This window comes from Gryllotalpicola sp. CP2-P1 (assembly GCF_057512245.1).
The window spans coordinates 1-2056 of the sequence record NZ_JBLRDT010000317.1 but is presented as its reverse complement, the minus strand read 5'-3'; the positions used below and the strand labels follow the sequence as shown (position 1 = coordinate 2056).

The window sequence follows — 2056 nt, the reverse complement described above, 5'->3', positions numbered from 1 at the left end:
GGCGGTGGCCGAGTGAACGGGCTGGGCAGCGTCTGGGGACACATCCGCCGCGACCCGTGGGCGCTCGGCGGCGTGATCGTCGTCGGCGTGTTCGTGCTGGCCGCGATCTTCGCCCCGCTGATCACGGCGATCAACGGGCAGGACCCGTACACGTACCACCTGCACGCCCTCGACGGCTCGGGCGCGCCGAAGGGCTTCGGCGGCGGCATCTCGTGGCAGCACTGGTTCGGCGTCGAGCCGCTGACCGGCCGCGACCTGTTCGCGATCGTCGTCTACGGCAGCAGGCTGTCGCTGACGGTGGGCGTACTCGCCACCGCGGTCGCCGTCGCGATCGGCGTCGCCGTCGGGCTCACCGCCGGCTACTTCGGCGGCTGGTACGACCGCATCGCGAGCCGCGTCGTCGACGTCATGCTCGGGTTCCCGAGCCTCATCTTCATGATCTCGCTCACCGCGATCGTGGCGGCCGCGTTCCCGAGGCCCGTGCTCATGGTGCTGGTGATCGGATTCTTCGGCTGGCCCGCCGTGGCGCGGGTGGTGCGCGGCCAGACGCTTTCGCTGCGGCAGCGCACCTTCGTCGTGGCGTCCGAGGCGATGGGTGCGGGCGACGGCCATGTGCTCTGGCGCCAGCTGCTGCCGAACGTGGGGGCGACCATCATCGTCTACGCGACGATCCTGGTGCCGGCGATGATCGGCACCGAGGCGGCGCTCTCGTTCCTCGGCGTCGGGGTGCCGCCGCCCACGCCGTCGTGGGGCCGCACGATCGGCGACGCCGTCGCGTGGTTCTCGACCGACCCGGCATACCTCGCGTTCCCGGGCGGCGCGCTCTTCCTCATCACGCTCGCCCTGAACGCGTTCGGCGACGGGCTGCGGGACGCCCTCGACCCGCGGGTGAACCGCAGGCGGGGCATCCGCTCGAAATCGTCGGCCGCCGACCCCGGGAAGCCGGGCGCGCATGAGGAGGTGACCGCCTGATGCGCATCGCCCGCCTGATCGGAAGCCGCCTCATCGGCGTCGTCATCGTGCTGCTCGTCGTGACGGCCGTGACGTTCGTGATCTTCTATCTGCTGCCGTCGAACCCGGCGCAGCTGTCGTGCGGCAAGCCGTGCACGCCCGAGAACCTGGCGCGCGCGAAGGACTACCTCGGCCTCAACCTGCCGTGGTACGGCCAGTTCTGGGAGTTCCTGAAGGGCATCGTCGCCGGCCGCACCTTCGGCACGGGCGCCGGCGCGATCGCATGCGCCGCGCCGTGCTTCGGGTACTCGTTCCAGCTGAACACGCCCGTCACCGAGCTGATCCTGACCCGCTTCCCCGTCACGGCGTCGATCGCGGTCGGCGCGGCGGTGCTGTGGTTCATCGCCGGTGTGGCTGGCGGCGCCGCGGCGGCGGTGTGGCGCCGACGCGCCGCCGACCGGGCCATCATGACGGTCGCGATCGCCGGGGTCTCGGCGCCCGCCTATCTCGTGGGCATGCTGCTGATCCTGCTGTTCGGCTTCGCGCTCGGCTGGCTTCCGACGGGCGGCTACGAGCCGTTCGGCGACGACCCGGTGGGGTGGTTCACGCACCTGCTGCTGCCCTGGACGGCCCTCGCCTTCATCAGCGCCGCCGTCTACGCGCGGCTCACCCGCAGTGAGCTGATCGACCAGCTCGGGCAGGACTACATCCGTACGGTGCGCGCCAAGGGGCTCACCGAGGGGCGGGTCATCATGCGGCACGGGCTGCGGAACGCGCTGATTCCGGTCGTGACGCTGTTCGGGCTCGACCTCGGCGCGCTGCTCGGCGGCGCCGTGATCTCCGAGCGGGTGTTCTCGATGCAGGGCATCGGCGCGCTGCTGATCACCTCGATCGGCTCGCGCGACCTGCAGGTGGTCGTCGGCGTGACGCTGTTCGCGGCGTTCCTGATCGCGATCGCGAACGTGCTGGTCGACATCGTCTACGGCCTGATCGACCCGCGGGTGCGCACCCGGGCCTGAGCGCGCTTTTGCGTCCCGCGCCGACGTTCGCGCCTCCGGCCAGGGGCGCAAACGTCGGCGCGGGGCACTAAACCCGGGGCACTAGC

General features: G+C 71.4%; 2 protein-coding genes. Both read left to right on the top strand.

Translation table 11 applies throughout. The annotated features are described in order from the left end of the window. Positions 1 to 972 (top strand): ABC transporter permease (locus ACM2XV_RS14695; protein ID WP_487027471.1); only part of this gene is annotated, 972 nt, incomplete at its 5' end. Next, positions 972 to 1970 (top strand): ABC transporter permease, encoded by a 999-nt coding sequence (locus tag ACM2XV_RS14690; RefSeq protein ID WP_487027470.1) that lies wholly within the window; start codon positions 972 to 974, stop codon positions 1968 to 1970. The genes ACM2XV_RS14695 and ACM2XV_RS14690, both read left to right, overlap by 1 nt. The last annotated feature ends 86 nt before the right edge of the window (positions 1971 to 2056 follow it).